The organism is Streptomyces sp. V4I23 (assembly GCF_030817975.1).
GTDB lineage: Bacteria > Actinomycetota > Actinomycetes > Streptomycetales > Streptomycetaceae > Streptomyces.
Genome location: NZ_JAUSZW010000004.1, coordinates 1075624 through 1100212 on the forward strand (window position 1 = coordinate 1075624; position 24589 = coordinate 1100212).

The 24589-nt window shown below is 72.3% G+C and carries 21 protein-coding genes, 2 tRNA genes and 1 pseudogene; 13 read left to right on the forward strand and 11 right to left on the reverse strand.

Features of this window, described 5'->3' with window-relative positions:
• Nucleotides 1-274 precede the first annotated feature (274 nt).
• A tRNA-Pro gene (locus tag QFZ82_RS07015) sits at nucleotides 275-348 on the reverse strand.
• 483 nt (nucleotides 349-831) lie between these two features.
• On the opposite strand from QFZ82_RS07015, the gene QFZ82_RS07020 reads away from it, so the two are divergent.
• From QFZ82_RS07020 to QFZ82_RS07030, 3 genes are read left to right on the forward strand one after another with little or no spacing between them, the layout of a single operon-like run.
• Nucleotides 832-1701 carry an ABC transporter permease gene (locus tag QFZ82_RS07020; protein WP_373429249.1) on the forward strand — a complete coding sequence of 290 codons (870 nt, stop codon included), beginning with the start codon at nucleotides 832-834 and terminating at the stop codon, nucleotides 1699-1701.
• 24 nt (nucleotides 1702-1725) lie between these two features.
• On the forward strand, nucleotides 1726-2748 hold the full coding sequence (locus QFZ82_RS07025; protein WP_307712302.1) for an ABC transporter substrate-binding protein: 1023 nt from the start codon (nucleotides 1726-1728) through the stop codon (nucleotides 2746-2748).
• A complete protein-coding gene (locus tag QFZ82_RS07030) occupies nucleotides 2745-3578 on the forward strand; it encodes an ABC transporter ATP-binding protein (RefSeq protein WP_307712303.1) in 834 nt (277 codons plus the stop codon). Before QFZ82_RS07025 ends, QFZ82_RS07030 begins: the two co-directional genes overlap by 4 nt.
• 86 nt (nucleotides 3579-3664) lie before the next feature.
• Here the strand turns inward: QFZ82_RS07030 and QFZ82_RS07035 are convergent, their stop codons facing one another.
• Together QFZ82_RS07035 and QFZ82_RS07040 are read right to left on the reverse strand one after the other, a co-directional pair.
• Entirely contained in the window at nucleotides 3665-4552 is an 888-nt protein-coding gene (locus QFZ82_RS07035) for a sugar phosphate isomerase/epimerase (RefSeq protein ID WP_307712304.1), read from the reverse strand.
• 14 nt (nucleotides 4553-4566) lie between these two features.
• Complete coding sequence (locus QFZ82_RS07040; protein WP_307712305.1) at nucleotides 4567-8022, reverse strand: ThuA domain-containing protein; 3456 nt, start codon at nucleotides 8020-8022, stop codon at nucleotides 4567-4569.
• A gap of 223 nt (nucleotides 8023-8245) precedes the next feature.
• Here QFZ82_RS07040 and QFZ82_RS07045 point away from each other — a divergent pair, with 223 nt between their 5' ends.
• Nucleotides 8246-8599, forward strand: a complete 354-nt coding sequence (locus QFZ82_RS07045) for an MmcQ/YjbR family DNA-binding protein (RefSeq protein WP_307712306.1) — start codon at nucleotides 8246-8248, stop codon at nucleotides 8597-8599.
• Between the two features lie 310 nt (nucleotides 8600-8909).
• On the opposite strand, the gene QFZ82_RS07050 is transcribed toward QFZ82_RS07045, so the two are convergent.
• On the reverse strand, nucleotides 8910-9701 hold the full coding sequence (locus QFZ82_RS07050) for an MBL fold metallo-hydrolase (protein WP_307712307.1): 792 nt from the start codon (nucleotides 9699-9701) through the stop codon (nucleotides 8910-8912).
• Between the two features lie 105 nt (nucleotides 9702-9806).
• Between QFZ82_RS07050 and QFZ82_RS07055 the strand changes: the two genes are divergently transcribed.
• Nucleotides 9807-10391: an ABATE domain-containing protein gene (locus QFZ82_RS07055; protein ID WP_307712308.1), complete on the forward strand. Its 585-nt coding sequence runs from the start codon at nucleotides 9807-9809 to the stop codon at nucleotides 10389-10391.
• A gap of 32 nt (nucleotides 10392-10423) precedes the next feature.
• On the opposite strand, the gene QFZ82_RS07060 is transcribed toward QFZ82_RS07055, so the two are convergent.
• Nucleotides 10424-11323: a transketolase family protein gene (locus tag QFZ82_RS07060; protein WP_307712309.1), complete on the reverse strand. Its 900-nt coding sequence runs from the start codon at nucleotides 11321-11323 to the stop codon at nucleotides 10424-10426.
• Nucleotides 11324-11387: 64 nt separating this feature from the next.
• The gene (locus QFZ82_RS07065; protein ID WP_307712310.1) at nucleotides 11388-12092 is read right to left on the reverse strand and encodes a transketolase; all 705 of its coding nucleotides are present in this window, start codon (nucleotides 12090-12092) and stop codon (nucleotides 11388-11390) included.
• Nucleotides 12093-12239: 147 nt separating this feature from the next.
• Here QFZ82_RS07065 and QFZ82_RS07070 point away from each other — a divergent pair.
• From QFZ82_RS07070 to QFZ82_RS07080, 3 genes are all read left to right on the forward strand, one after another.
• Nucleotides 12240-12313, forward strand: a tRNA-Pro gene (locus QFZ82_RS07070).
• 348 nt (nucleotides 12314-12661) lie between these two features.
• Complete coding sequence (locus tag QFZ82_RS07075) at nucleotides 12662-13216, forward strand: DM13 domain-containing protein (protein ID WP_307712311.1); 555 nt, start codon at nucleotides 12662-12664, stop codon at nucleotides 13214-13216.
• 152 nt (nucleotides 13217-13368) lie between these two features.
• Entirely contained in the window at nucleotides 13369-14430 is a 1062-nt protein-coding gene (locus tag QFZ82_RS07080) for an NAD(P)-dependent oxidoreductase (protein ID WP_307712312.1), read from the forward strand.
• Between the two features lie 29 nt (nucleotides 14431-14459).
• Here the strand turns inward: QFZ82_RS07080 and QFZ82_RS07085 are convergent, their stop codons facing one another.
• Together QFZ82_RS07085 and QFZ82_RS07090 are read right to left on the reverse strand one after the other, a co-directional pair.
• Nucleotides 14460-15578: a sensor histidine kinase KdpD gene (locus QFZ82_RS07085; RefSeq protein WP_307712313.1), complete on the reverse strand. Its 1119-nt coding sequence runs from the start codon at nucleotides 15576-15578 to the stop codon at nucleotides 14460-14462.
• Nucleotides 15575-16297: a response regulator transcription factor gene (locus QFZ82_RS07090; protein ID WP_307712314.1), complete on the reverse strand. Its 723-nt coding sequence runs from the start codon at nucleotides 16295-16297 to the stop codon at nucleotides 15575-15577. Before QFZ82_RS07090 ends, QFZ82_RS07085 begins: the two co-directional genes overlap by 4 nt.
• A gap of 116 nt (nucleotides 16298-16413) precedes the next feature.
• Here QFZ82_RS07090 and QFZ82_RS07095 point away from each other — a divergent pair, with 116 nt between their 5' ends.
• From QFZ82_RS07095 to QFZ82_RS07105, 3 genes and pseudogenes are all read left to right on the forward strand, one after another.
• Nucleotides 16414-17115, forward strand: a complete 702-nt coding sequence (locus tag QFZ82_RS07095; protein WP_307712315.1) for a glycosyltransferase family 2 protein — start codon at nucleotides 16414-16416, stop codon at nucleotides 17113-17115.
• Nucleotides 17112-17741 (forward strand): DUF2064 domain-containing protein, encoded by a 630-nt coding sequence (locus QFZ82_RS07100; RefSeq protein WP_307712316.1) that lies wholly within the window; start codon nucleotides 17112-17114, stop codon nucleotides 17739-17741. The genes QFZ82_RS07095 and QFZ82_RS07100 overlap by 4 nt, the downstream gene beginning before the upstream one ends.
• A pseudogene (locus QFZ82_RS07105) lies at nucleotides 17738-18461 on the forward strand (class I SAM-dependent methyltransferase). Before QFZ82_RS07100 ends, QFZ82_RS07105 begins: the two are co-directional and overlap by 4 nt.
• On the opposite strand, the gene QFZ82_RS07110 reads toward QFZ82_RS07105, so the two are convergent.
• Together QFZ82_RS07110 and QFZ82_RS07115 are read right to left on the reverse strand one after the other, a co-directional pair.
• Nucleotides 18418-18846 carry a hypothetical protein gene (locus tag QFZ82_RS07110; RefSeq protein WP_307712317.1) on the reverse strand — a complete coding sequence of 143 codons (429 nt, stop codon included), beginning with the start codon at nucleotides 18844-18846 and terminating at the stop codon, nucleotides 18418-18420. The pseudogene QFZ82_RS07105 and the gene QFZ82_RS07110 sit on opposite strands and share 44 nt — an antisense overlap.
• Before the next feature lie 5 nt (nucleotides 18847-18851).
• A complete protein-coding gene (locus tag QFZ82_RS07115; protein WP_373429250.1) occupies nucleotides 18852-20063 on the reverse strand; it encodes a molybdopterin-dependent oxidoreductase in 1212 nt (403 codons plus the stop codon).
• A 158-nt stretch (nucleotides 20064-20221) separates the two neighbouring features.
• On the opposite strand from QFZ82_RS07115, the gene QFZ82_RS07120 reads away from it, so the two are divergent.
• Together QFZ82_RS07120 and QFZ82_RS07125 are read left to right on the forward strand one after the other, a co-directional pair.
• Nucleotides 20222-21559 carry a glycosyltransferase 87 family protein gene (locus tag QFZ82_RS07120; protein WP_373429405.1) on the forward strand — a complete coding sequence of 446 codons (1338 nt, stop codon included), beginning with the start codon at nucleotides 20222-20224 and terminating at the stop codon, nucleotides 21557-21559.
• Between the two features lie 30 nt (nucleotides 21560-21589).
• On the forward strand, nucleotides 21590-21784 hold the full coding sequence (locus tag QFZ82_RS07125) for a hypothetical protein (protein WP_373429251.1): 195 nt from the start codon (nucleotides 21590-21592) through the stop codon (nucleotides 21782-21784).
• Nucleotides 21785-21989: 205 nt separating this feature from the next.
• On the opposite strand, the gene QFZ82_RS07135 is transcribed toward QFZ82_RS07125, so the two are convergent.
• A complete protein-coding gene (locus tag QFZ82_RS07135) occupies nucleotides 21990-24413 on the reverse strand; it encodes a SpoIIE family protein phosphatase (protein ID WP_307712319.1) in 2424 nt (807 codons plus the stop codon).
• Between the last annotated feature and the right edge of the window lie 176 nt (nucleotides 24414-24589).

Consider the following 24589-nt stretch of genomic DNA (forward strand, 5'->3'; position numbering starts at 1 on the left):
ACCACTGAGCTCGCCAGGACGGTGTAAGAGGTGCGCTCGTGTGGCCCTCATGACTGGCGATCACGGCGCGGACCTGCTTTGGTCGCGCCCTGCCGGACCTGGCCGCCGCACTCTGCGTTGCCTCAGCGTGCTTGCGGGCCCCACCATCGCTGCCGGTCAGATCGCCCCCGTCCTCTGACGCGGCCAAGGAGGCTGGTCCCAACGGGTCCCGAACATGATCAAGGGGCCGTTTCAGATTGCTCTGAAACGGCCCCTGATCTGCGACTCTTTCAAGTCGGGACGACAGGATTTGAACCTGCGACCCCTTGACCCCCAGTCAAGTGCGCTACCAAGCTGCGCCACGTCCCGGTGCCCGTATGACCTGGGGTTTCCCCCGGCCGAACGCGCATGAGAACAATACCGCACTCGACCCGGTGGTCACGAACCCGCGTTGCGCCGCTCGAGCCCATGCGACGTGCCGCGCCTCGACCACAGCACAGGTTGCGACGACCGTGTGTCCGGGTGTCCCCTGGCGCACCACACCCGATCGGCGTTCCGTAGGCCGGACACGAGGTCGGCGCGGACTGAGCGCGGAGGACTTCGCGGCGACCAGCGACGGGGAGCGCATCGCCGACCCCGACCACGTGGAGCGGAGGGTGGAGCATCCGGCCCGCCACCAGCGGCGCATGGCGCGAGGCCGACTGGGATCGACGAGCCGGCGCGCCTGGCCCCGAACAACTTTGGGGACGACCTATTGACCATGCGGACGTGTGCTCATTAGCGTGGCGACACCTTGCCAGAAAGCGCTTTCTGCACGCTTTTTCTCGGGCAACAGGCCGGAGCTCGGAGGAGTTGACCGTGAGTCAGACCGCCATCAAGGCACCGCCCACCGAGGTTGCCGGCGTGGACCGGCGGAACGCGCCGACGGCCGGCGAACGGGCCGGCCGGCTGATCGAGCAGAGCTGGCGGCCGCTGGCGCTGCTCCTGGCCTGCTTCGCCGCCTGGTGGGCCGTCGCCGCAGCCGAACTGGTCGAGCCCTATCTCGTACCCTCGCCGGGCGCCACGCTGGACGTGCTCACCTCGAAGGCCGACTACATCTGGCAGCACAGCTGGGTGACCACGTACGAGACCCTGCTCGGCTTCGTCATCGCCGTCGCCGTCGGTGTGCTCGCCGCCGTCGTCATGGTCTACTCGGCCACCGTCGAGAAGACCCTCTATCCCATCCTGCTGTTCGCACAGGTCGTGCCGAAGATCGCCATCGCGCCGCTGTTCGTCGTCTGGCTCGGCTTCGGCATCGCACCGAAGATTCTCATCGCCGTACTGATCGCCTTCTTCCCCGTCGTCATCTCCATGGTCACCGGACTCAAGGCGGTCGACCCCGAGATGCTGCAGCTCTCCTCCACCATGGGCGCGAGCCCCTGGCAGACCTTCGTGAAGATCCGCCTGCCCGCCTCCCTGCCCCACCTCTTCTCCGGACTCAAGGTCGCCGTCACGCTCGCCGTGACCGGTGCCGTCGTCGGCGAGTTCGTCGGCGCCAACGAGGGCCTCGGCTACGTGATCCTCCAGGCCAACGGAAACCTCGACACCCCGATGCTCTTCGCCGGGCTGCTCGTCATGTCCCTCATCGGCGTCGTCCTCTTCGTCCTCGTCGAGATCGCCGAGAAGCTCCTCCTCCCGTGGCACGCCAGCCGCCGCGAGACCGGCGCCACCACCACGTTCTGACCCAGCTGACGAGAAGGACCAGCCATGACTGCGCGCAGACGACTTCTGACCGGCCTCGTACCGCTGCTTCTGGTCGCCACGGCCTGCGGCGAGGACGGCTCCGGCACCTCGACCAGCTCGTCGGGCAAGGAACTGGACAAGGTGACGCTGACCCTCAACTGGTACCCGTACGGCGAACACGCGCCGTTCTACTACGGCAAGCAGCAGAAGATCTTCGAGAAGCACGGCATCGACCTCGACATCAGGGCCGGCCAGGGGTCCCAGAAGACCGTGCAGGCGACGGGCGCCGGGCAGACCGACTTCGGCTGGGCCGACACGCCCGCCGTGCTCTCCGGGGTCGACGCCGGAGTGAAGGTCAAGAGTCTCGGCGTCTTCCTGCAGACCACACCCTCCTCGGTGCAGTTCTTCGCCTCACAGGGCATCAAGTCCCCGGCCGACCTCAAGGGCAGGACCATCGCGGGGACGGCGGGCGACGCGCTCTCCAAGACGTTCCCGATCTTCCTGAAGAAGAACAACCTCCAGGAGTCGGACGTCAAGGTGCAGAACACCGACCCCGCGGGAAAGATCGCCGCCGTCATCTCCGGCAAGGCCGACGGACTGCTCGGTTACGCGAGCGACCAGGGCCCCACCATGCAGGACAAGGCGAAGAAGCCCGTCGCGTACCTGCGATTCTCCGAGAACGGGCTGAACTTCTACTCCAACGGCCTGATCGCCGGCAACAAGCCCCTCCAGACCCGGGGGGACCTCGCGCAGCGCATGGCCAAGGCCGTCAGCGAGTCGTTCACCGCCGCCGAGAAGGCACCCGAGCCGGCCGTCGCCTCGATGGCGGGCGCGAGCGAGCAACTGCCGCCGAAGACGGTCCTGTCCGAGCAGTTCGCGACGACGCTCACCCTCCTCCACACCGACGCGACCCGTGGCCAGGCCCCCGGCGTCAACACCGAGGCCGACTGGCAGCAGACGATCGACGTCTTCGCCGAGGCCGGACTGGTGAGCAGTCCGGGGCCCGTCGCGGAGTACTGGGACAGCGCCCGTGCGATGAAGGGATGACCGTGGTCAGGGACACCACCCTCCGGGAACCGGCCGTGACGGACCGGGACGGACAGGGCGGCGCGGCCGTCTCGCTCAAGGACGTGGCCGTCCGCTTCCGTACCAGGAACCGGGACGTCACCGCACTGAAGGACATCGATCTCGAGGTCCCGATGGGCCAGTTCCTCGCCATCGTCGGGCCCTCGGGATGCGGCAAGTCCACGCTCCTGAAGCTCGTCGCCGGGCTCCTCGCGCCCTCGTCGGGCGAGGTGCTGCTCGGCGGCGAGCGTGTGCGCGGCCCGCGCCACGACATCGGCTACGTCTTCCAGCGCGCCGCGCTCCTGGAATGGCGCTCGGCCCGCCGCAACATCCTGCTCCAGGCCGAGATGCGCAGGATGCCCGCGCAGGCGGGGCGCAGGCGGGCCGACGAGCTGATCGCCATGACCGGCCTGAGCGGCTTCGAGGACGCCCTGCCGCACGAGCTGTCCGGTGGCATGCAGCAGCGCGTCGCCCTGTGCCGGGCGCTGCTCCACGAGCCCCCGGTGCTGCTGATGGACGAACCGTTCGGCGCGCTCGACGCCCTGACGCGCGAGCAGATGAACACGGAGCTCAACCGCATCTGGCGGGAGACCGGCACCACCGTGCTGCTGGTCACCCACTCCATATCGGAGGCCTGCTACCTCGCCGACCGAGTCGTGGTGATGAGCCCGCGGCCGGGCACCGTCACCGAGATCATCGATGTCGGCCTGCCCGCCGAACGCGACTACACCGAGACGATGGGGCGGCCCGAGTTCCGGGAGGCCACCACCCGTATCCGCGGTCTGCTCGGCGCCGCCTCGGCCCAGGACTGACGAGCCGGGCCACCGGGCCCGTACCACGGCCGGAGCCCTGTACCACTCACCAGGGGGAGTGGTACAGGGCTCCTTCGTTCACCGGGTCAGTAGCGCAGATTCGCCAGGTACGTGTAGCTGTTGCGCGCGGTGGCGAACGGGTCGGCCGGCGAGTCGTGCTCGACCAGCCACTGTTTCACCCCGCCGCTGCGGGCGGTGTCGAACATCGCGGCGAAGTCCAGGACCCCGGAACCGACGTCCGCGAAGCCTCCGTTCGGCGCCATGTCCTTCACGTGCAGCGCCGGGAAGCGCCGCGGGTGCCGGACGAACAGGTCCTGCGGATCGCTGCCGCCGCCCTTCGCCGCCCAGTAGACGTCCAGCTCGAAGCCGACCAGTTCCGGGTCGGTCTCGTTCAGCAGGATGTCGTACAGGACCTCGCCCTCGACCGTCTGGTGGTCCAGGCCGTGGTTGTGGAAGAGCAGTGGGCCGAGGCCCGCTTCGCGGGCGGCGAGGCCCGCCTTGTTGAACTCGCGGGCCGCCTCCCGGAAACCGGCCGGCGTGTGCATGGCCCCGGGCAGGCTCGGCACCACGATCCAGCGGGCGCCCAGCGTGTGGATGTCCTCCAGGGCCCGGGGCAGGCCGCTCCCCCTGACGGTGTCGTAGCCGACGTGCTCCAGCACCGCCCTGAGCCCCGTCTCGTCCAGCATCGAACGGATGGCGGCGGCGCTGTTGCCGTGCCGGCCGCTCACTCCCACGGTCATGTAGCCGATCTCCGCCAGCCGGGCCAGGGTCCCCCGGAAATCGGCGGCCAGCGGCGTCCGCATCGTGTACAGGTGCATGCCGATGCCGGACGGCGGGATGCGACGGCAGCGGCGGGCCGTGTCCGCCGCCGGCTCCGGAGGCTCCGCCGCGTGGGCGAGCGGACCGGATGCCGCGACCGCGACCGCCGCCGCGCCGAGCGCCCTGCCGAGGAACGCGCGTCTGCTGTCGTTCATGTGGTGCTCCCTCCTCATCCGACCGTGATGCGTACGTGGCCGGTCGTCGTGTCGCCCTTGTCGTCCGTGACCGTCAGGTGAGCCGTGTAGGTGCCCGCGCGGGCGTACGTGTGGGTCGCGGTGGCGCCTTCCTCGCCCACGGGCCCGGTGTTGTCGCCGAAGTCCCAGTGGTACGAGGCGGCCGTCCGGCCCTCGGGCAGCGTTACCTCGCCCGCCACGGCCAGGGTCCGTCCGGAGCCGGGCTCGGCCGTCACCGTGACCTCGGCGCCCTGGCGCTTCTCCACACCGGCGCCGTTGAAGTGCAGCCAGTCCACCGCGAACAGATCGGGTCCGGCAGCCGACCAGGCGGGGTTGGTGAAGACGGCGTACAGCGCGACCGTGGAGCCCGGGTCCGCCAGGGCCGTCGTCGGCGAGACGACATTGCCCCAGCCTCCTGTGGGCGGTACGTCGACCGCGCCGAGCAGCGGACCGGTGGGCGACCCGGCACGGAACTCGACCGTTCCCCCGATGCCGCCCGACGCCGCGCCGACCGTCACCGAGTCGATGCCCTTGAGGTGGACCGGGTCGAAGCGGATCCAGTCGCCGTGCTCGATCTCCGTCAGCCGCTTGCCGCCGGACGCGTCCGCCCGCGTGCCCACGACCGCGCCCTGCTGCGCGCCGCCCGTCGCGGTCATGTGCTCGGCCTCGCGGAACGCGGTCCGCAGGGTCAGCGAGGCGGAACCGGTGAGCGCGGGAGCCGACGGCGCGCCCTTGTCCTCGTACTGCGCCGTGATGCCGTAGTAGAGGTTCTGCCCGGGGCCGTGGCTGTCCCCGGCGTCGGTCGCGATCTCGCCCGCGCAGCCGGTGTAGTTGTCCAGCGGGTGCAGGTGGGAGTCGTGCCCGAGCTGGGACTGGACGACGACGCGCGAGCAGTCGATCCTGCCGTCCTCCTTGTCCTTGACCCTCACGACGAAGGGGACGGTGTCGCCGAAGGCGAACATGCCACCGTTCGGCGGCTGTTGGATCGTCACCACCGGCCGGGTGTTGCCGACGGTGATGTCATGGACGGCGAGGCCGGTCAGACCGCCCGGTCCGGTGACCGTGAGCCGCGCGGTGAACCGCCCCTTCTCCCGGTAGACGTGCGTCGGGTTCGCCTCGGTCGAGTCCGTCGTCCCGTTCCCGTCGAAGTCCCAGGCGTACGTGACGGGTTTGCCGTCCGGCAGGCCCGAGCCCTCGCTGGAGAACGTGACCGTCAGCGGCGCGCTGCCGCTGTCGGGGGTTGCCGTGACCTTGGCGGCGGGCAGTCGCTCGTCACCGACGTAGTCGATGCGGTAGATCCCCGAGCCGTCGTTGCTGCCGCCCCGTCCGGTGCCGCTGCCGAGGCCGAAGTCGATCACGTACATCGCACCGTCCGGGCCGAAGTCCGCCTCGAACGGCTGGTTCCAGCTCATGTCCGCGAACACCGGGTTGATGGAGTGCAGATCACCGGCCCTGGCCGGCGCGAACCGCGGGTCGGTGAACGTCTGGTCGTACTGCTGGAACGAGAAGGACTTGAACCACCTGCGGGTGAGCTCGTAGGTGAACCACTTCCCCTCGAAGTACGCCGGGAACTTGCCCTGGTACGTGTTCGCCGGGTCGTAGTCGTAGACGGGCCCGCTCATCGGACCGCCACCACCGGTGCCGACCTCGGGGAACTCGGCCGATGCGGAGTACGCGTACCAGACCGTCGCGGGCTTGGCCGGAGGCAGCTCGGTCAGCCCCGTGTTGTTGGGCGAGTCGTTGACGAGCCGGGCGCAGTCGAACTTCGGGCCGGAGGTCCTGGTGGCGAAGTCGTAGTCGTTGAACGGGGTGTTGTTTCCGATGCAGTACGGCCAGCCGTAGTTGCCCGCCCGGGTGACGCGGGTGTACTCGACGGTGCCCTCGGGTCCCCGGTCGGCCCTGGCCGCCCGTGCGTCGGGACCGTAGTCGGCCACCATCAGCGCACCGCTGACGGGATCCGTGGTGATGCGGAACGGGTTGCGCATGCCCATCGCGTAGATCTCGGAGCGGGTCTTCGCGGTGCCGGGGGTGAAGAGGTTGCCTTCGGGCACGGCGTACGTGCCGTCGTCCTTCGGCGTGATCCGCAGGATCTTGCCGCGCAGGTCGTTGGTGTTGCCGGAGGTGCCCTGCGCGTCCCAGGCCCGGCGGCCCTCACGCTCATCGATGGGGGTGAAGCCGTCGGAGGCGAACGGGTCGGTGTTGTCGCCCGTCGCGACGTACAGGTCACCGTCCTTGTCGAACGCCAGGGAACCGGCCATGTGCGAGTTGGCCCGTCCCTCGCCGCGCAGGGTCGGGATCGTCAGCAGCCGCTTCTCGGACGCCGGGTCGATGGTGTTGCCGGTGACCGTGAAACGGGAGAGGTTGAGCTGCTTCTCCGTCCTGTCGGAGTTCAGCAGGTACAGCCAGTTGTTCCGGGCGAAGTCCGGGTCGAGCGCGAGGCCGAGCAGGCCGTCGGACTGGCTCGTCATCTCGGGTGTGTACGCGAAGTCCAGTGCGGTCGCGACCTTCAGCGTCTGCTGGTCGATCACCTTGACCTTGCCGGTCCGCTGGATGAAGAAGACGCGGCGGTCGGGCGCGACGGCCAGTTCGAACGGGTCCGCGAGGTCGCTCGTGACGAGCGGGGTGCGCTGGAACGAGCCCGTCTTCGTCGCCGTGCAGTCGCCGGGCCTGTTCCCCGCGGCCCACTGGATGCCGCCCAGCAGGTGCCCCAGGAAACCCTCCTCCTGGAAGGCCGACTTCGCGTGCCCGCCCGCGGTGAACCAGGAGCGTCCGCCGTCGTAGTTCTGGCACCAGGACCAGGGGTGGTCGACGCCCTCGTCGAGACCGGAGATGCCGTCGCGCACCTTGATCTGCGCGAGCGTGTGCACCTTGCCGGTCGGGTTGGTGCGCCAGTTGTACCACTCCTCGGTGCGCTCCCAGAGCTCGGGAAGGCCCTCGGTGGAGGGGTGCGTGCGGTCGAGCACCTTGACGCGGCCGGTCTGGACGGCCGGGTGCTTGTCGAAGATCGCGCCGACGAGACCCTCGTACCAGGCCCAGTCGCGTTCGCTGGCCGATGCGGCGTGCAGGCCCACCCAGCCGCCGCCGCCCCGGATGTACTTCTGCAGCGCCGCGCGCTGCGCCGCGTCGAGCAGATCGCCGCTCTGCGGGGTCGAGTTGGTGTTGTTGAAGACGATCGCCTGGAAGCGGGCGAGGTTGGTGTCGGTGAAGGCGGCGGCGTCGTCGGTGGCCTCGACCTCGAAGCCGTTCTCGCTGCCGAGCTTCTTGACGGCCTCGATGCCGGCGGGGATCGAGTCGTGGTGGAAATTCGTGACCTTGGAGAAGACCAGTACGCGATAGGGCGCCGCCTCGGCGGGAGGTGACAGGGTCACCCCGAGTCCGACGAGCAGCGCCAGCAGGGCCGTGATGAGGGAGAAGGGCGCTCTGCGGCGTACCCCTGGTCGATGACTACTCATGGCGCTCCCGGTGCAGGTGGAGTCCGGCGGGGATAGAAAGCGCTTTCTGGCATACGCGGCACAGCGTAGGTTCCGCCCTCACGGGGGTCAATGGGTCGGAAGCGCCCACTGTGCCGGGGCAGTTGGCGCTCAGGCGGAGCGGCCGGACCGCGGCAGGGGCGGGTGCGCGGTGCTCGCGTGGCGGTCCTGCGGGTGTGTCAGTGGTGCGTCGTACGGTCGCCGCATGGCCACTGCCGACGACGTACGCAGAATCGCACTGGCGCTGCCGGGCGCGATGGAGAAGCTGTCCTGGGGCATGCCCACCTTCCGGCTGGAGGCGGGCGGCCGGATCTTCGCCTCACTGGACGACGGCGACCGGGTGATGGGCGTCAAGTGTCCCAAGGAGGACCGTGAGGAGCTGATCGCGGCGGAGCCGCAGAAGTTCTTCCTGCGCGCGGGCCACGACGACAACTACGCGTGGCTGCGGGTGCGACTGGGAGCGCTGGAGGACGAGGAGGAGCTGCGGGCGATCCTCCTGGACTCCTGGCGTCAGGCCGCTCCTCGCAAACTCCTGGACGCGCACCCGGACTTGGCATGACCGCCCGCGGCATGACGGACGGGACCGCGGGGCGCTCGGGAGCGCAGGGCCGGGCCCCGCGGCGGGGGGTGCGGGGCCGGGGTGCGGGGCTGAGGTGCGGGCCGGGCATCGCACGCCCCGGCCCCGCCGCGCCGGGATCCTGGGTCATGCCGACCACGTCCCCTTCGGTGACGGCGGGGACGACTGTCGGCCGGGCTCCTCGTCCGTCGGGGCCGGGCTGCATGCCCGGCCCCGATCGGTGTGCCGCCGGCCAGAAGGTCTTGCCCCCGGAGGGCGAGCTGCCGTCGGGCCGGAGCCGTTCCTGCCCGGCTCAGCCCTGGTGACCCCAGTCCAGGCGGTCGGCCAGGCCGGCAGCGATGAAGGCGGCTGCCAGCTCCTCGCGGCCCTCGGTGAAGTGGGCCCAGCTGTCGTAGTGGACGGGAACGACCCGGCGGGCGCCGAGCATCCGGGCGGCCTCGGCGGCCTGGGCGCTGTCCAGGACGAGCAGCTCACCGTCGAAGACCACCGGGAAACGGGGGGCTCCGGCGAACAGGAGGGCGGTGTCCACCGGCCCGAAGCGTTCGGCGACCTCCTTGACCACGTCGAGGGAGGCGTTGTCGCCGCTGACGTAGACGGTGGGCAGGCCCTCTCCGGTGAGGACGAAGCCGACGACCTGGCCGGTGAAGGGCTCGACCGACTCGCGCGGGCCGGGCCCGTGGACGGCGGGGGCGCCGGTCACGGTGACCGTGCCGCCGCCGGGGCGCTCCAGCTCGATGGACTCCCAGTCGGCCAGTCCCTTGGCCTTCCCCCCGAGGCGCTGTCCGCCGCCGGGGGTGGTGAGGGTGAGAGGCACGTCGGCGAGCAGGGCTCGGCCGGTGCGGTCGAGGTTGTCGGCGTGCTCGTCGTGGGAGAGCAGGACCACGTCGACGGGGCCGAGGTCGGCGGGGGTGCCGAGGGAGGACGCGGTCTTGGTCAGGGTCGGACCGGCGGGCGCGGGGTATTCACCGGGGCCGTCGAAGGTCGGGTCGGTCAGGAAGCGCAGACCGCCGTACTCGAAGAGGGCGGTCGGGCCGCCGAAGACGCGGACCGGGAACTGCTCAGTCGTCGCGGGGAGAGAAGACACAGGGAAGCACCTCACGGATAGGATGCGAGTTGACCGTGAGATGACAGTACGCATCTCTCACGGATACAAGCAAGCTCTACCGTGAGAATCGTGAAGGAGGCCGCCATGACAGACTCCGCCCTGCCGCCTGCGCCCGGGGAAGAGCAGTACCTCTCCCTCGCCCTCGCCAACAGCGCTGTCGCGCTGCCCGGCGGGCACGTGGTGGACCTCCTCGGCGTGCCTGCGCAGGCGAACCAATGGCTGACGGAACGCGGGCTCGCCCCGGTCGACGTCGGCATGCGCGAGATGTGCGCCACGCAGCTGCGCGCACTGCGGGAACAGATCAGGGGGCTGTTCTCCTCCCGTACCGCGGGGCTCCCTGCACTCCCGGCCGCTGTCGCCGCCGTCAATGACGCGATGACCCGTGTCCCCACGGCTGCCCTGCTGCGGTGGGACGACAAGAACGGCCCCTACCGGGCGACCCCCCACCCCACCACAGAGATCGTCGACCACGCCTTGGCTACCCTCGCCGCCGACGCCGCCGACCTCCTCACCAGCCCCGACGCGGAGCGCCTCACCCCGTGCGGTTCGACCCCGTGCAACCGCTACCTGCTCCGCCACGGCCGCCGCCACTGGTGCTCGACCCGGTGCGGCGACCGCGCCCGCGCCGCCCGCGCCTACGCCCGCCGCACCCAGTCCGGGAGCGATTGACGAAGCTGCCCGTGGGCGACGGGCCGTGGGAGTCACCGCGCGAGGAAGGACGTGATCCGTTCCCGCAGCCCCGCCGCGTCCAGGCCGTGGGCCGTCAGGTGTTCGTCGATCGTGCCGTACCGGCGCAGCTCGCGCCGCGCGACGCCGAGGCCGAGCACGCGGTGGGGCACCTCCGACAGGGCCTCGGCGGCTGCGGTCGTGGACGTGCCCGCGAGATATGGCTCGACGATCACGACGTCGGCGGCCCGCCGGGCCCCGGCCGCCGCCCGGAGCGCCGCCGCGTCGAAGGGGCGCACGGTCGTGGCGTAGAGCACGGTCACGTCGAGGCCCTCCGTCGCCGCCAGGACGTTGTCGAGCATCGGGCCCACGGCGATCACGACACCGGCCCGGCCTTCACGCACGGTCAGGAAACCGGCCCCCGTCACCGGACGAGGCACCGCGTTGGACTGGTTCGACAGGCGGACGTACACCCGGTCGTCCCCCCGAACGGCCTCGCGCAGCAGCACCTCCGCCTCGTCGGGGTGACCGGGGACGTGCACCGTCCAGCCGTCGAGTGTGTCCAGGAGGGCGACATCACCCGGAGACATGTGCGTGAAGCCGCCCGCCGGCCAGTCGTACGAGGCGCCGGCGCTGACCAGCACACCGCCCGTCCCCTGGTGTCCGAGGTCCAGCTTCACCTGCTCGAAGGGCCGCTCGACCAGGAAACTCGCGAACGTGTGCATGATCGGCCGCATCCCCGTGAGCGCGATGCCGCCGCCTGCGCCGATGAGGAGCTGCTCGCGGATGCCGACGTTGATCACGCGGTCCGGGTGACGCCGCTGGGCGGCGTCGAAACCGTCCCGGCTGATCTCCGCGAGGACCAGTGCGAGCCGCGGGTCCTCGTCCAGCAGTCGCGTCGTGGTGGAGATGAAGCGGTCGCGCATGGTGTCCATCGTTCGTGGTTCCCCTCGTGGCAGTGGTGGAAGGACCGCGGGTCGCCGCGGGCGCGTCGCGGGGTCAGGCGCTCTTGGGCTCGACCCGGGCGACGACCGCTCTCGGACGTCCGGGGTGCGGCGCGGTGAACGCCGCGTACAGCGCCTCGTGGTCGCGGCCGTCGACCGTCTCGGCCGACCACCCGGCCGCCTCGAAGCGGGAGGCGATGCCGCCCGGCCAGCCGTACGTCGCGGAGGAGTTGTCGATCACCAGCGTGTGCAGCTGCTCCAGGCCGGCCGGTCCCGCGTAGGCGATGGCCTCGTGGTTGCTGCCCTCGTCGAGTTCGGCGTCGCCGATCAGCACCCACACCCGCGGGTCGGTCAGGCCCTGTGCCCGCAGGCCGAGCGCGGTCCCGACGGCGATCGGGAGCCCGTGTCCCAGCGAGCCGCTGCCGATCTCGGCGCCCGGAACGAGCATGCGGTCGGGGTGGTGCCCGAGCGGGGAGTCGTACGAGCCGAAGCCCGGCAGCCACTCCTCGGGGAAGAAGCCCCTGGCCGCGAGAACCGCGTAGTACGCCATGGGGCCGTGCCCCTTCGAGAGCAGGAAGCGGTCACGCCCGGGGGCGTCGGCGGTCTCGGGGGTCACCCGGAGTACACGGTCGTACAGGACCCACAGCGCGTCGAGGGTGGAGGTCGCGGCGGGACCGTGCTTCTCGTCGCCGGTCATCAGGGCCATGAGCCGGTTCAGATCGCCGAACCCGGCTGCCCGCGTGGTCTGCTTCGTCGTCATGCCCCCACCCTGCAACCTGAAGCTTGCTTGAGGTCAAGGGCGTCCTCCGACGTGGGGTGGCGCAATACCGGTTCGTGACCACCGGGTCGAGTGCGGTATTGTTCTCATGCGCGTCGGGCCGGGGGAAACCCCAGGTCACACGGGCACCGGGACGTGGCGCAGCTTGGTAGCGCACTTGACTGGGGGTCAAGGGGTCGCAGGTTCAAATCCTGTCGTCCCGACTGTGCGGAAACGCAGGTCGGAGGCCGTTCTCTCGTGATCGAGAGGCGGCCTTTCGTGCGTCCTGGGGTGTGGTGGCCGCAGTGCGGCCGCACGTGCGGGCCGGGGTCGGCGCCGTCGGCCCGCCCGCCGAGCCGGCGCTTTCGCCGCATGGCCTCCTCGGTCCGTGCCGAACCCCTTCCAGGTCCGACTTCCCTCGTCCGAAGGCCGATGGTCGTAGGTCCTCACCACCACGCCGCGGCGGCCGTGGCGCGGGCAACTGCCGTAATACTTCCGTCATGGGCGCCTCTCTGGGCCGCGTGCTCCCGATGACGTTGAATGCGTACTGAACGACGAGGGAGGAGCACGTGGTGGAACGTGAAGGCGGGCGGCGTCGGCCGCTGGCGATCGTGGCGGTGGCAGTGGCGGTTGTGGTGGCGGCCGCAGGGCTGTACTGGTTCCAGCCGTGGAAGCTGTGGCAGGACCAGACGGTCAGCGAAGCCCTGCCCACCACAGCGCCGAGCACGTCGGCCGCCGCCTCCGGGGCGCCGGCGCCCTCAAAGTCGCCCGTCCCTCGGACCCTTGCCCAGGGAGACCTGGTCAGCCACGAGCACACCACCACCGGCACCGCGAAGATCGTGCGGCTGCCGGACGGCTCGCACACCCTGCGGCTGGAGGGGCTGGACACCAGCAACGGGCCGGACCTGAAGGTATGGCTGACCGATGCCCCGGTGAAGGAGGGCAAGGCGGGCTGGCACGTCTTCGACGACGGCAAGTACGTCGGCCTGGGCAAGCTCAAGGGCAACAAGGGCGACCAGAACTACCCGATCCCGGCGGACCTGAAGCTGTCCGAGTACACCAGCGTCACCATCTGGTGCGACCGCTTCGACGTCTCCTTCGGCGCGGCCCGGCTGACGGCCGCCTGAACCGGCCCGGGGAAACGGCCGCCTGAACCGGCTCGGGGGACGTCCGCGGAGCAGGCACTCCGGTTCGCCCGTCGCGCCGGGTGGTGACGGAAGCCTTACGGCCCGGTGCGGGCTCGGCCGCGGCCGAGCCCGGTCGCCGTAGCGTGCGGGGCATGCGAGTACTTGTCACAGGAGGAGCCGGGTTCATCGGCTCGCACGTGGTGGCCGCGCTGGCAGCCGAGGGGCACGAGCCGGTGGTGCTGGACGCGCTGTTGCCCGCAGCGCATCCCACCGCTCCCGAGCTGCCGATCGCCGAGTTCGTCCGGGGTGACGTCCGTGCCCCGGAGGACGTGCGTTCCGCCCTGCGCGGGGTGCAGGCGGTGTGCCATCAGGCGGCGATGGTGGGCCTCGGGAAGGACTTCGCGGACGCCCCGGCCTATGTGGCCTGCAACGACCTGGGGACCGCGGTGCTGTTGGCGGGCATGGCCGAGGCCGGGGTGCGGCGCCTGGTGCAGGCGGGGTCGATGGTGGTCTACGGGGAGGGCCGGTACGAGTGTCGCGCCCACGGGGTGATCCGGCCGGGACCGCGCGCCGTGGCGGACCTGGAGGCGGGACGGTTCGAACCGTGCTGTCCACGCTGTGGTGAGGAGCTCGTGCCGGGCCTGGTGGCCGAGGACGCGCCCGTCGACCCGCGGAACGTGTACGCGACGACGAAACTGGCCCAGGAGCACCTGGCGGCCTCCTGGGCGCGTGCGACGGGCGGGCGGGCGATCTCGCTGCGCTACCACAACGTCTACGGGCCCGGGATGCCACGGGACACCCCGTACGCGGGCGTGGCGTCGTTCTTCAGGTCCGCCCTGGCCCTCGGCGAGGCTCCGCGAGTGTTCGAGGACGGTGGGCAGCGTCGGGACTTCGTCCACGTACGGGACGTGGCCCGGGCCAACGTGGCCGCACTGACCGGTCTCGAGGGAAGATCCGCGGACGGGCATGCCGCCTACAACGTGGGCAGCGGCGAACCGCGCACGGTCGGGGACATGGCGGCGGTGCTCGCAGCCGCACACGGCGGGCCGCAGCCGGTGGTGACCGGCGAGTTCCGGCTCGGCGACGTCAGGCACATCACCGCGGACTCGTCCCGGTCGCGCCGTGAACTGGGCTGGCGGCCGCAAGTGGGCTTCGCCGAGGGCATGTCCGAGTTCGCGCGGGCCGCCCAACGGGCCTCCGCCGGGCTCGGGTAGCCGGACCTGTTCCCGGGCGCGGGCGCTGGTCAGGCGCCGGCGCGGGCCAGCGGCAGGGTCACCTCGAAACGGCAGCCGCCGGGCACGTTGCGCACCTCGGCCTGTCCCTCGTGGGCCTCGACGATGCCACGTACGATCGCGAGCCCGAGTCCGGCGCCGGCCGGGGGCGTCCGCGCGGTGCTGCCGCGCCAGCCCGTGTCGAACACACGCGTCAGGTCCTCTTCGGCGATGCCGCCGCAGCCGTCGGTGACGGACAGCACGGCCGTGTCCTCGCGCCGGTCGACGGTCACGGCGACGGTGCCGTCGGCCGGCGTGTGGCGGATGGCGTTGACGAGGAGGTTCGCGAGGACCCGGGTCATCTCCTTGCCGTCCACGTCGACCGGCACGTGGGAGATGTCCTCGCCGAGCAGCCGTACGCCGCGTTCCCGGGCGAGCGGGTCGGCGCCGAGGAGGGCGTCGGCCGCCAGGTCCCGCAGGGAGACGCGGCTGGGGGTCAGCTCCAGTGCGCCGGCGTGGATGCGGGAGAGCTCGAAGAGGTCGCCGACCATGACGTCGAGGCGTTCGACCTCGGTGCGGATCTGCCGGTGGTAGCGGGCGGTGTCGGTCGCCACGCCGTCCTCCAGGGCCTCGGCCATGGCGCGCAGTCCGGCGAGCGGGGTGCGCAGGTCGTGGGAGATCCAGGCGACGAGCTCGCGGCGCGAGGAATCCAGTGCGCGTTCACGTTCGCGGGAGGCCGCGAGTTTGGCGCTCGTGGCGGCCAACTCGCGGGTGAGGTCGGCCAGTTCGGCGGTGGCGCGCGCCGGAGGGGCGGCGAAACTGCCACCGTCTCCGAAGTCCCGGGCAGCTCGCGCGAGGTCCCGGCTGCGGGCCACCACCCAGCGGCCCAGCAGCAGTGCGGTGGCCAGGGAGACGGCGGCGGCCATGGCGACGACGAGGGTGACGACGGTCAGGTCGTGCGGGGACAGGAACATCGCCCAGGCCACCGCGAGGGTGCCGGCGAGCATGGCGGTGACGGTGACCGCGGCGACCACGGCCAGGGACACGGTGACCGACTTGTACCGGAGCAGGCGCAGCGCCAGGGCGCCGAGCGCACCCGCGCAGGCCGCACCGCCGAAGGCGAAGAGGGCGATCAGCAGGATGTCGTTCACGGCTTCCTCTCCTCCGTCGGCTCGAAGCGGTAGCCGACGCCCCAGACGGTCTGGATCAGCCGGGGCGCTGCCGGGTCGTCCTCGATCTTGGCGCGCAGGCGGCGGACGTGCACCGTGACGGTGGACAGGTCACCGAAGTCCCAGCCCCACACCTCCCGCATCAGCTCCTCGCGGCTGTGCGCGCGCCCCGGGTGGGTGAGGAAGTGCGCGAGCAGATCGAACTCCCGCAGGGTGAGGGTGAGCGGCTGCCCGTCCTTGGTGGCGCGCCGGGTCTCCGGATCCAGCTGGATCCCGGCCCGGCGGGGCACCGGCTGCCCGCCGCCCCCTGCCGCGGTCGCGGTGCGGCTGCGGCGCAGCACGGACTCGACCCGCAGGACCAGTTCGCGCGGGCTGAACGGCTTGGTGACGTAGTCGTCCGCGCCCAGTTCCAGGCCCGCGATCCGGTCGTCCTCGTCTCCGCGGGCCGTCAGCATGATCACCGGAACGGGACGGTCGGCGCGCAGGCGGCGGCAGACCTCCAGTCCGTCGATGCCGGGCAGCATGAGGTCGAGGACGACCAGGTCGTGCGGGTGGCGGGCCGCCCGGTCGAGGGCGGTGGGGCCGTCGGCGGCGTGGTCGACGCTGTGGCCGGCCCGGTGCAGGTAGCCGGTGACGACCTCGGCGACGGTCGGATCGTCGTCGACGACGAGGATCCGGGCGGGCGGCGTTCGCGTACTCATGGCATCCAGCCTTGCACCGGCTGCCTCCCGGTGTCCTCTCCGGGATCGCGCCGTACGGACGGTGTCCGTTTTTCGTAAGGAGTCGATGTCCGCTATGTCTGCCGGGAGTTCCTACGGTGGCAGTCGTGACCGCTGACACCGTGGACGTCGTCCTTCCCTGTCTGAACGAGGCCGGGGCCCTGCCCTGGGTCCTCGCCCGCATCCCGGCCGGCTGGCGGGCCCTCGTGGTGGACAACGGGTCCACCGACGGATCGGCCGATATCGCCCGCTCCCTCGGAGCCATCGTCGTTCCGGAGCCCCGGCGCGGCTTCGGCGCGGCCTGCCATGCCGGACTGCTCGCCGCCGAGGCCGAGTTCGTCTGCTTCTGCGACTGCGACGCCTCCCTCGACCCCGGCTTGCTGCCCGGCTTCGTCCAGGCCGTCGCCGCGGGCGAGGCGGATCTCGTGCTCGGCCGCCGGCGGCCCCGGAGCAGGGGTGCCTGGCCGCTGCACGCCCGCGCCGGAAACCTCGCCCTGTCCCGGATGCTGCGCCGCCGCACCGCGCTGCGGTTGCACGACCTCGGCCCCATGCGAGCGGCGCGCCGCGAGGCCCTCCTCTGCCTGGACCTGACCGACCGGCGTTCCGGATATCCGCTCCAGATGGTCGTCCGGGCCGCTGACGCGGGCTGGCGGGTCCGGGAGCAGGACGTGCCCTACCTGCCCCGCACCGGGAAGTCCAAGGTGACCGGCACCTGGCGGGGCACGTGGCACGCGGTCCGCGACATGCGCGCGGTCCTCGCCGAGCCCCCGCACACCACCGCCCTCGGAGGCGTCCGGTGACCACCCTGCTCGTGATCGCCAAGCAACCCCTGCCCGGCCGGGTGAAGACCCGGCTCACCCCGCCGTTCACCGCCGAGGAGGCGGCGGCCCTGGCCGAAGCCGCCCTCACCGACACCCTTGCGGCAGTGGCCGTCACCCCCGCCGACCGGCACGTCCTGGTCCTGGACGGCTCCCCGGGCCCCTGGCTGCCGCCCGGCTTCGAGGTCCTGCCCCAGTGCGCCGGGGGTCTCGACGAGCGGCTCGCCGCCGCCTTCGCCGCCTGCACCGGCCCGGCGCTGCTGATCGGCATGGACACCCCGCAGGTCACACCTGGCCTCCTCAACCCGGCTCTGGACTTCGGCAGTCACGACGCCTGGTTCGGCCCGGCCGCCGACGGTGGGTTCTGGGCCCTGGGACTGGCCACGCCCGACCCCGCGCTGCTTCTCGGCGTACCGATGTCCGTACCGGAGACCGGCGCGGTGCAATACGAGCGCCTGCGTGCGGCCGGGCTGAGGACCGGGCTCCTGCCACGCCTGCGGGACGTGGACACCGCCGCCGACGCGGCCGCGGTGGCCGGTCAGGCCCCGTCCGGACGGTTCGCCGCCGTGCATCACCGGCTGACCGGAGCCCCGCGGACAGTGCGATGAGGGCCCCTGCCGCCGCGCGCGACAGGTCCGGCACAACACCCGCGCCTGCCTGGCGGGACGAGCCCTACGCCTGGGCGCTGCGCGCAGGGCACGGCCCGCTCTTCCTGCGCCGCGACGACGGCCGGCTGTTGCCTCTGGACGTCGAACGGTGGTGCGCCGACGCGGACGCCGCCGACGAGAGCGTCCTCGCCCGGTGCACCGGCGCGGTTCTGGACATCGGCTGCGGTCCGGGCCGGCTCGTGACCGCGCTGGCCGAGCGAGGCCACAGGGCGCTCGGCGTGGACGTGAGCCCCGCCGCGGTGACACGGAGCGTACGCCGCGGCGGCATGGCCCTGTGCCGGTCCGTCTTCGAGCCCCTGCCCGGCGAACGCCGCTGGACCACGGCCCCTGCTCGTCGACGGCAACATCGGCATCGGCGGAGACCCCGTGGCCCTGCTGCGGCGGACCGCCGGGATCCTCGCTCCCCATGGGCGGCTCATAGCCGAGGCCGCCGCCGTCGAGGTGGACGAGCGCTGCGAGGTGCGGCTGGACGACGGGCGCGGCGGCCCCGGCACACGTTTTCCCTGGGCCCGAGTCGGCCCCGAGGCCCTGCTCCGCCATGCCGGCAGGGCAGGGTGGGCAGCCGCCCACGTCTGGTCGGCGGCGGGGCGCCACTTCGCCGAACTCGTGCCCGCCCTCAGCCCTCCGTCGGGGTCTGAGGGCCGGCCCGGGACGCCCTGACCCGCCGCCGCAGGCGGGTCAGGCCCACCCAGGCCAGCGCGACGCCCGCGACCACCGCCAGGACGAGCAGCAGGTTGCGCACGTAGGGCAGGGGCAGGGCCGAGGGGTTGGGCGGTGCTTCCGGCCGCAGCAGCAGGGGCAGGGTGACCAGCACCAGCGCCCCGCCGGTCACGAGCGCGCCGCGCACGACGGGGCGCGCCGGTACCGCCGCGACCAGCAGCCCGACGGCGAGCACCACCGGCGCGAGCACGCCGTCGTGCAGCACCAGCGCGCCCGCCATCCACAGCAGGACGTCGTACGGGTCGGGCCGAGCCGCCAGGTGCCAGCCGCCGATCCCGATGAGCAGCAGGCCCAGCGCGCCCAGCGCGTAACGGACCACGGACACGGACCTCACAGCACCTCCAGCCGGGTGACCCACTTCGTCTGCAGCACACCGGGGCGGTTCGGCGCGATGATCCGCGCGGGAAAGCCGTGGTCGGCCGACAGCACTTCGCCGTTCAGCCGCAGCGCCAGCAGCGTCAGCGGGTCCTGCGCGTACTCCCGTCCCATCTCCATCACCCGGTACGCACCCCGTACTTCGAGGGACACCACCCGCACCCCGGCGTCCGGCAGGGCTCCCGCCCGTTCGATCAGGTCCCGGATCCGTACACCGCTCCACCAGGCGTCCACGCTCCAGCCCTCCACGCACGCGATCGGCAGCCGCGCCCGGGACGGGGGCAGTTGGCCCAGTTCGGCAAGGGTCAACCGGTACGGCCGGGGCCCCAGCACCTCCAGGGACCAGTCCCGGACCGCGGCGTCCGTCACCCCGGCGGCGGCCGCCGTCCGGTTGACCGGCAGGCCCTGCGGCCCGTAACCGGGATGACGGGGCGCCAGCAGATCGACGGAGGCCAGCGGAGTGAAGGACTGGCCGATCGTCGTGACGGTCACGGCGCCCACGGCCGCCCCGACGCCGAGCAGCAACGCCCTGCGGTCAGGGCCGTCCCGTTCCTCGTCCGGCAGCGCGAGCGTGCCCGCGGACCGCCTGCTCCAATGGGCCCTGATCTCAGGCGCCTTGACCGCGAGGTGCAGCAGCACGGACCCGGCCACGACCCAGGCAACGGCATAGTGGACCGGCACGAAGGAGAACGGCCACGGGTACCACTCGGCGATGTTCAACAGGCCGGTCAGCACCTGGAACACGCCCGAGGCCACCAGCACCGCCACCGACAGCCGCTCCAGAGCGTGCCGCACCGACCGGACCGGCGGCCACACGAACAGCCGGGGGTAGACCGCCCACAGTTTCGCCGGCAGCAGCACGATCGCCGCCAGCCCCACACCGACGTGCAGCCCCTGCGTCAGCCGGTACCCCCACACCGGCCGCGAGGGCAGGTGATCGGCCAGCCAGTCCGGTGGGCTCTGCAGGAAGTGACTGATCAGCCCGGTCAGGAAGCACACGGCGAGCGCCACGCCGAGCCACCGCCCGATCGCCGTGGCGGTGCGCGGATCATGCAGACGCCCCGAGAAGGCCGGTGGGCGGAAGGCGGGCAGGCGCACGTGAGGCAGCCGGAGTGCGGGCAGTCTGAAGGCCGGAAGGTTCCGGTACCGGGCGATTCGGGATCCCATGCACTCATGCAACCGCGCCCACCCGTCGCGCGGACGGGTCCGACACCTTACGAAACGCGGACGCCCTGCCGTGCCACCATCGGCGACGGCCCGCGCGCTGCCAGGGTGAACGCGTGACCCACCCGCCTGCCACCACCCTCCGGGCCACGGTGGCCACCATGGTGCTCCTGGCCATGCTCGCCGCCGTGCTCGTCCTCGCCGTCCGCGAGGGCGGCTACTTCGCCGGCCTGGCCGGCCTGTCCTCGTGGTACGCCGCCTCCTGGGCCCTGTTCGCGGCGGCCGCCTGGACCTTCCGCAGGGCGCCCGCCCGGCACACCGTCGCCCTCGTCGTCGCCGGTGGCATCGCGGTGGCCGCCACCGGACTCGTGGCCGCACCCCGGACGAGTACCGACTCGTTCCGCTATGCCTGGGACGGCCGGGTGCAGGCCGCGGGCATCTCCCCCTACGACCACGCCCCCGCCGATCCCGCGCTCGCGCCGCTCCGCGACACCTGGCTCTTCCCCACGGGGCCCGCCTGCGGAAAGCCGGACCTCGCCGCTGTCTCCGACGGCGTGTGCACCCGCATCAACCGCCCCCAGGTCCACACCGTCTATCCCCCGGCCGGCGAGCTCTACTTCCTCCTCGTACACGCCGTCTCCCCGGACGGCGTCCGCCACAAGGCATTCCAGACCGGCGGAGCGGTCCTGGCTCTCGCCACCACCCTGGTGCTGCTACGGATCCTGCGCCGCCGGGGGGACCCGCGCAACGCCGCTTACTGGGCCTGGTGCCCGGCTGTTCCCGTCGAAGCCGTCAACAACGCCCACGCCGACGTCCTCGCGGTCCTGCTCTCCGCCGCCGCACTCGGCCTGACAGTCCGCCACCGTGTCGCCGGGAGCGCCCTCCTGGGCCTGGCCACGGCCGCGAAACTCCTGCCGGCCGTCCTGATCCCCGGCGTCCTGTCCGGTGTACGCCGCGGGCGCGACGCCGCCGCGACCCTGCTCCCCGCCGCCGCCGTGCTCGCCGCGCTCTACCTCCCGTACATCCTCCTCTCCCACTCCTCCGTCCTCGGCTATCTCGGCGGCTACGCCGAGGAAGAGGGCTACCAGGATGCCTCCGCCGACAACCGCTACGCCCTCCTGCGCCTGGTCCTGCCCGACTCCTGGTCCGTGCCCGCAGTGATCACCGTGATGATCGCCGTGAGCCTGTACGCGATCCGCCGCGGCGACCCCGAGCGCCCCTGGAGCGGGGCCCTCCTGGTCACCGGAACCGCCTTCCTCCTGACAACCCCCGGCTACTCCTGGTACGCCCTGCTCCTGGTCGCCCTCGTCGCGCTCGACGGCCGGTGGGAGTGGCTGGGCATCGCCGTCGCCGGCGCCGCCGCCTACCTGACCGCCCAGGCAGTCCCCGACCCCGGCACGATCGCGTACGCGCTCGCCGCGTTGGCCGTCGCCTGCGGTGGGGCGGCCCGCCGGGGCTTCCCCATGCTGCGGGCGTTCGGCCAGGAGCCGGCCGAGTGAGGCGGAGAGGAGCAACTCACCGCCGGGTGGATGCGTTGCTCGACGGTCTGGCCGCCGCCGACGGCCAGAGGTTCCGGCTTCCGCCTGGCCGTCATCAGCGAGCCGCAGCCCGACCCTGCCGCCCGTGAGTTGTCCCCCGACGACTTCCATGCCCTTTCGACCAGAATCGGCTTCCTCTTCTTCGTCGTCGAGGCACCGCTGTCGGCTGCGGGCTCGGACGAGTAGTCAGTGGGCGGATCATGAGCGGAGCCGGAGTCGGATCGAGGCGACGGTGACGGTGACGGTGACGGTGGGATGGTGTGCTTGATCTGGCGTCGTCGCAGGTAGCGACGGTTGCGGCGGGACGAGTACGCCCGGTCGCCGCCGAGGTGGTCGGGCCGGGTGCGCGGGCGTCCGCCGCCCGGCCGGCCGACGCGGATGCGCGCCGCCCTCAGGCGTCCGCCGGCGTCACCGGGATCTCCGCCCAGACCTGCTTGCCGCCGCTGAGCGGTACGGAGCCCCAGGCCGCCGACGTCGCCTCGACGATGAGCAGGCCCCGGCCGCCGGTCGCCTCCCAGTCCACGTTGCCCGGCTTGACCGGACTGCGCGGCGACGCGTCGTTCACCGCGATACGGAGCCGGTCCGCCGACAGTGTCAGATTGAGCCGCACCTCGCCCCTGGTGTGCGCGATCGCGTTCGTGACCAGCTCGGACACCACCAGCAGGGCCACGTCCACCTCGTCCCGCACATCCCACGACCTCAGCGTCCGCGCCGTGAAGCGGCGCGCGTGCATCACCGCGTCCGGCAGCCGCCACACCGTCCAGTGGGTCCGCCGGGGCCGGGCGCGGGTGCCGTCGTAGCGCAGCAACAGCACGGCCACGTCGTCGTCGCGGCCGTCGGCGCTGCCGAGCAGCCGGTCCGCGACCCGCCCCGTGTCGGCGGGGTCGGCGTCCGCGAGGACCTCGCGCAACCGCAGCATGCCGTCCTCGAGCGCGAGATGCGCCGACTCGACGAGTCCGTCCGTCAGCATCGTCAGGAGCGTCCCCGGGGCCAACCCCGCCTCCGTCATGGGGAATTCGGAGTCCGCCAGCACCCCCAGCGGCGGTCCTCCCTCGACCGCGAGCTCCTGTGTCGTCCCGTCGGGGTGGCGCAGCACGGGCGGCAGGTGCCCCGCCCGTACGAACCGGGCGATGCCCTCCTCCATGTCCAGGTCCGCGTAGAGGCAGGTGGCGAACAGGTCCGTCTCCATGCCCACGAGCAGCCGGTTGGCACGGGCGACCACCACGTCGGGCGGATGCCCCTCCACCGCGTACGCGCGCACGGCCGTGCGCATCTGGCCCATGATCGTCGCGGCACCGGCGCTGTGGCCCTGGACGTCGCCGATGACCAGGGCCACGTGCTCGTCGCTCAGCGGGATCACGTCGTACCAGTCGCCGCCCACCTCGAGCCCGACCGTGGCGGGCAGGTAGCGGGCGACGGCGACCCCGCCGGCCAGGGCCGGAAGCTTCCGCGGCAGCAGACTGCGCTGCAGCATCGTCGCCAGCTCGTGGCCCGCGTCCAGCGCGTGCGCGCGGGTCAGGGCCTGGCCCACCAGGCCCGCGACGGCCGTCAGCAGCGACCGTTCCTCCGGGCCGAACTCGTGCGGCGCGCCCCACCCCACCAGGCACACCCCGACCATGCGCCCGTCCGCGGGAAGCGGCAGCACCGCCAGACCGCCCGGACCGATTCCGGCCAGACCCGGCTCCAGACCGGTGCCCGAGGTCCACAGGCTCACATGGCCGTCGCGCAGCGCGTTCTGCAGGGTGGGCAGGGCGTGGCACGACGCGTCCGGCCACTCGGAGCGCCATTCGGACTGCCACACCTGCGGCCAGGCATGGTGGTCCGGCGGATCGAGGACGGTGACGAAGAGCCGGTCGCCCTCCAGCTCGGCCACCGCGATCCGGTCCGCGCCCAGCGGGCCGCTCAGCGCCGAGACCACGAGCCGGCTGACCTCCCGTACGGTCGTGGCTCCCGCCAGCTTCGCCGACAGCTCCTGCACGACGGCCACCTCGTCGGCGGTGGGCCGCAGGTAGGCGGCGTCGGCCACCACGCCGAGTATGCGCTCGGGCGTTCCGTCGGGGCCGAACCGCAGCCGGCACCGCAGTCCCAGCCAGCGCAGCTCGCCACCCGGGCGCCGGACACGGAACGCCAATTGGCCCCCCGCCTCGGCCAGTCGGCCCGGCTCCACGATGTCCATCAGCGCCGGCACGTCGTCCGGCACCGCGCAGGCCAGCAACGTCTCCGCCCGGCCGTCGAACCGCTCGGGCGCCATACCGAGCAGCCTCAGCATCTGGGGATCCGCGTCCATCGCGCCCGTGCTCAGCGTCAGCGTGAACGCGCCGCCCTGCGGCGGTACCAGGGAGGGGCCGTGCGAGCGCGGGTGCGGGGCGCGGCCGGAGGAGCGGGCCGCGGCCGATTCGAGCCCGGCCGCGACCTGGTCGGCGTAGAGCTCCAGCAGTGTGCGGCTGTCGGCGTCGAAGCCGCCGCCGACGTCCCCGGCGACCACGAGGCACCCGAGCTCCGTGGCGCCGCGGCCCAGCGGCAGGGCCCCCAGCGACAGCGGGCGGGGAGAGGTGCCTGACGCGGGGTGGAGGATGGGCGCGTCCCCGCCCACCCCGTACGCGGCGACGTCCGAGGGCCCGAGCCACAGCGGCCGGCCCGCGCGGAAGGCGTCGGCCGCCGGGGAGCGGCCGGTCAGCGGGATGTGCGTCGGCAGCCCGTGCGTCCCACCGCGGTCCCCGGCGACCTCGGCCAGGCGCAGGCCGTCGCCCTCCTCGGCCAGCACGTAGACAGCTGCCAGCTCGGCCCCGCGGAACGCAAAGTCTTGCCTTGTCAAAGTTTGTACCGCCTCCGTACGCGGACAGGCGTCGCCCTCACTCCCATGCTGCCGTTCACCGGACGTTCGCAGCTAGTCAGGCGTCAGGACCAAGGAGCAGGGACTGAATGATGCCTGCGCGGACGGCCGACGGCAGCCGTCCTTGGACAAGTGAGCGAAAGATCCACCTGTGGTGG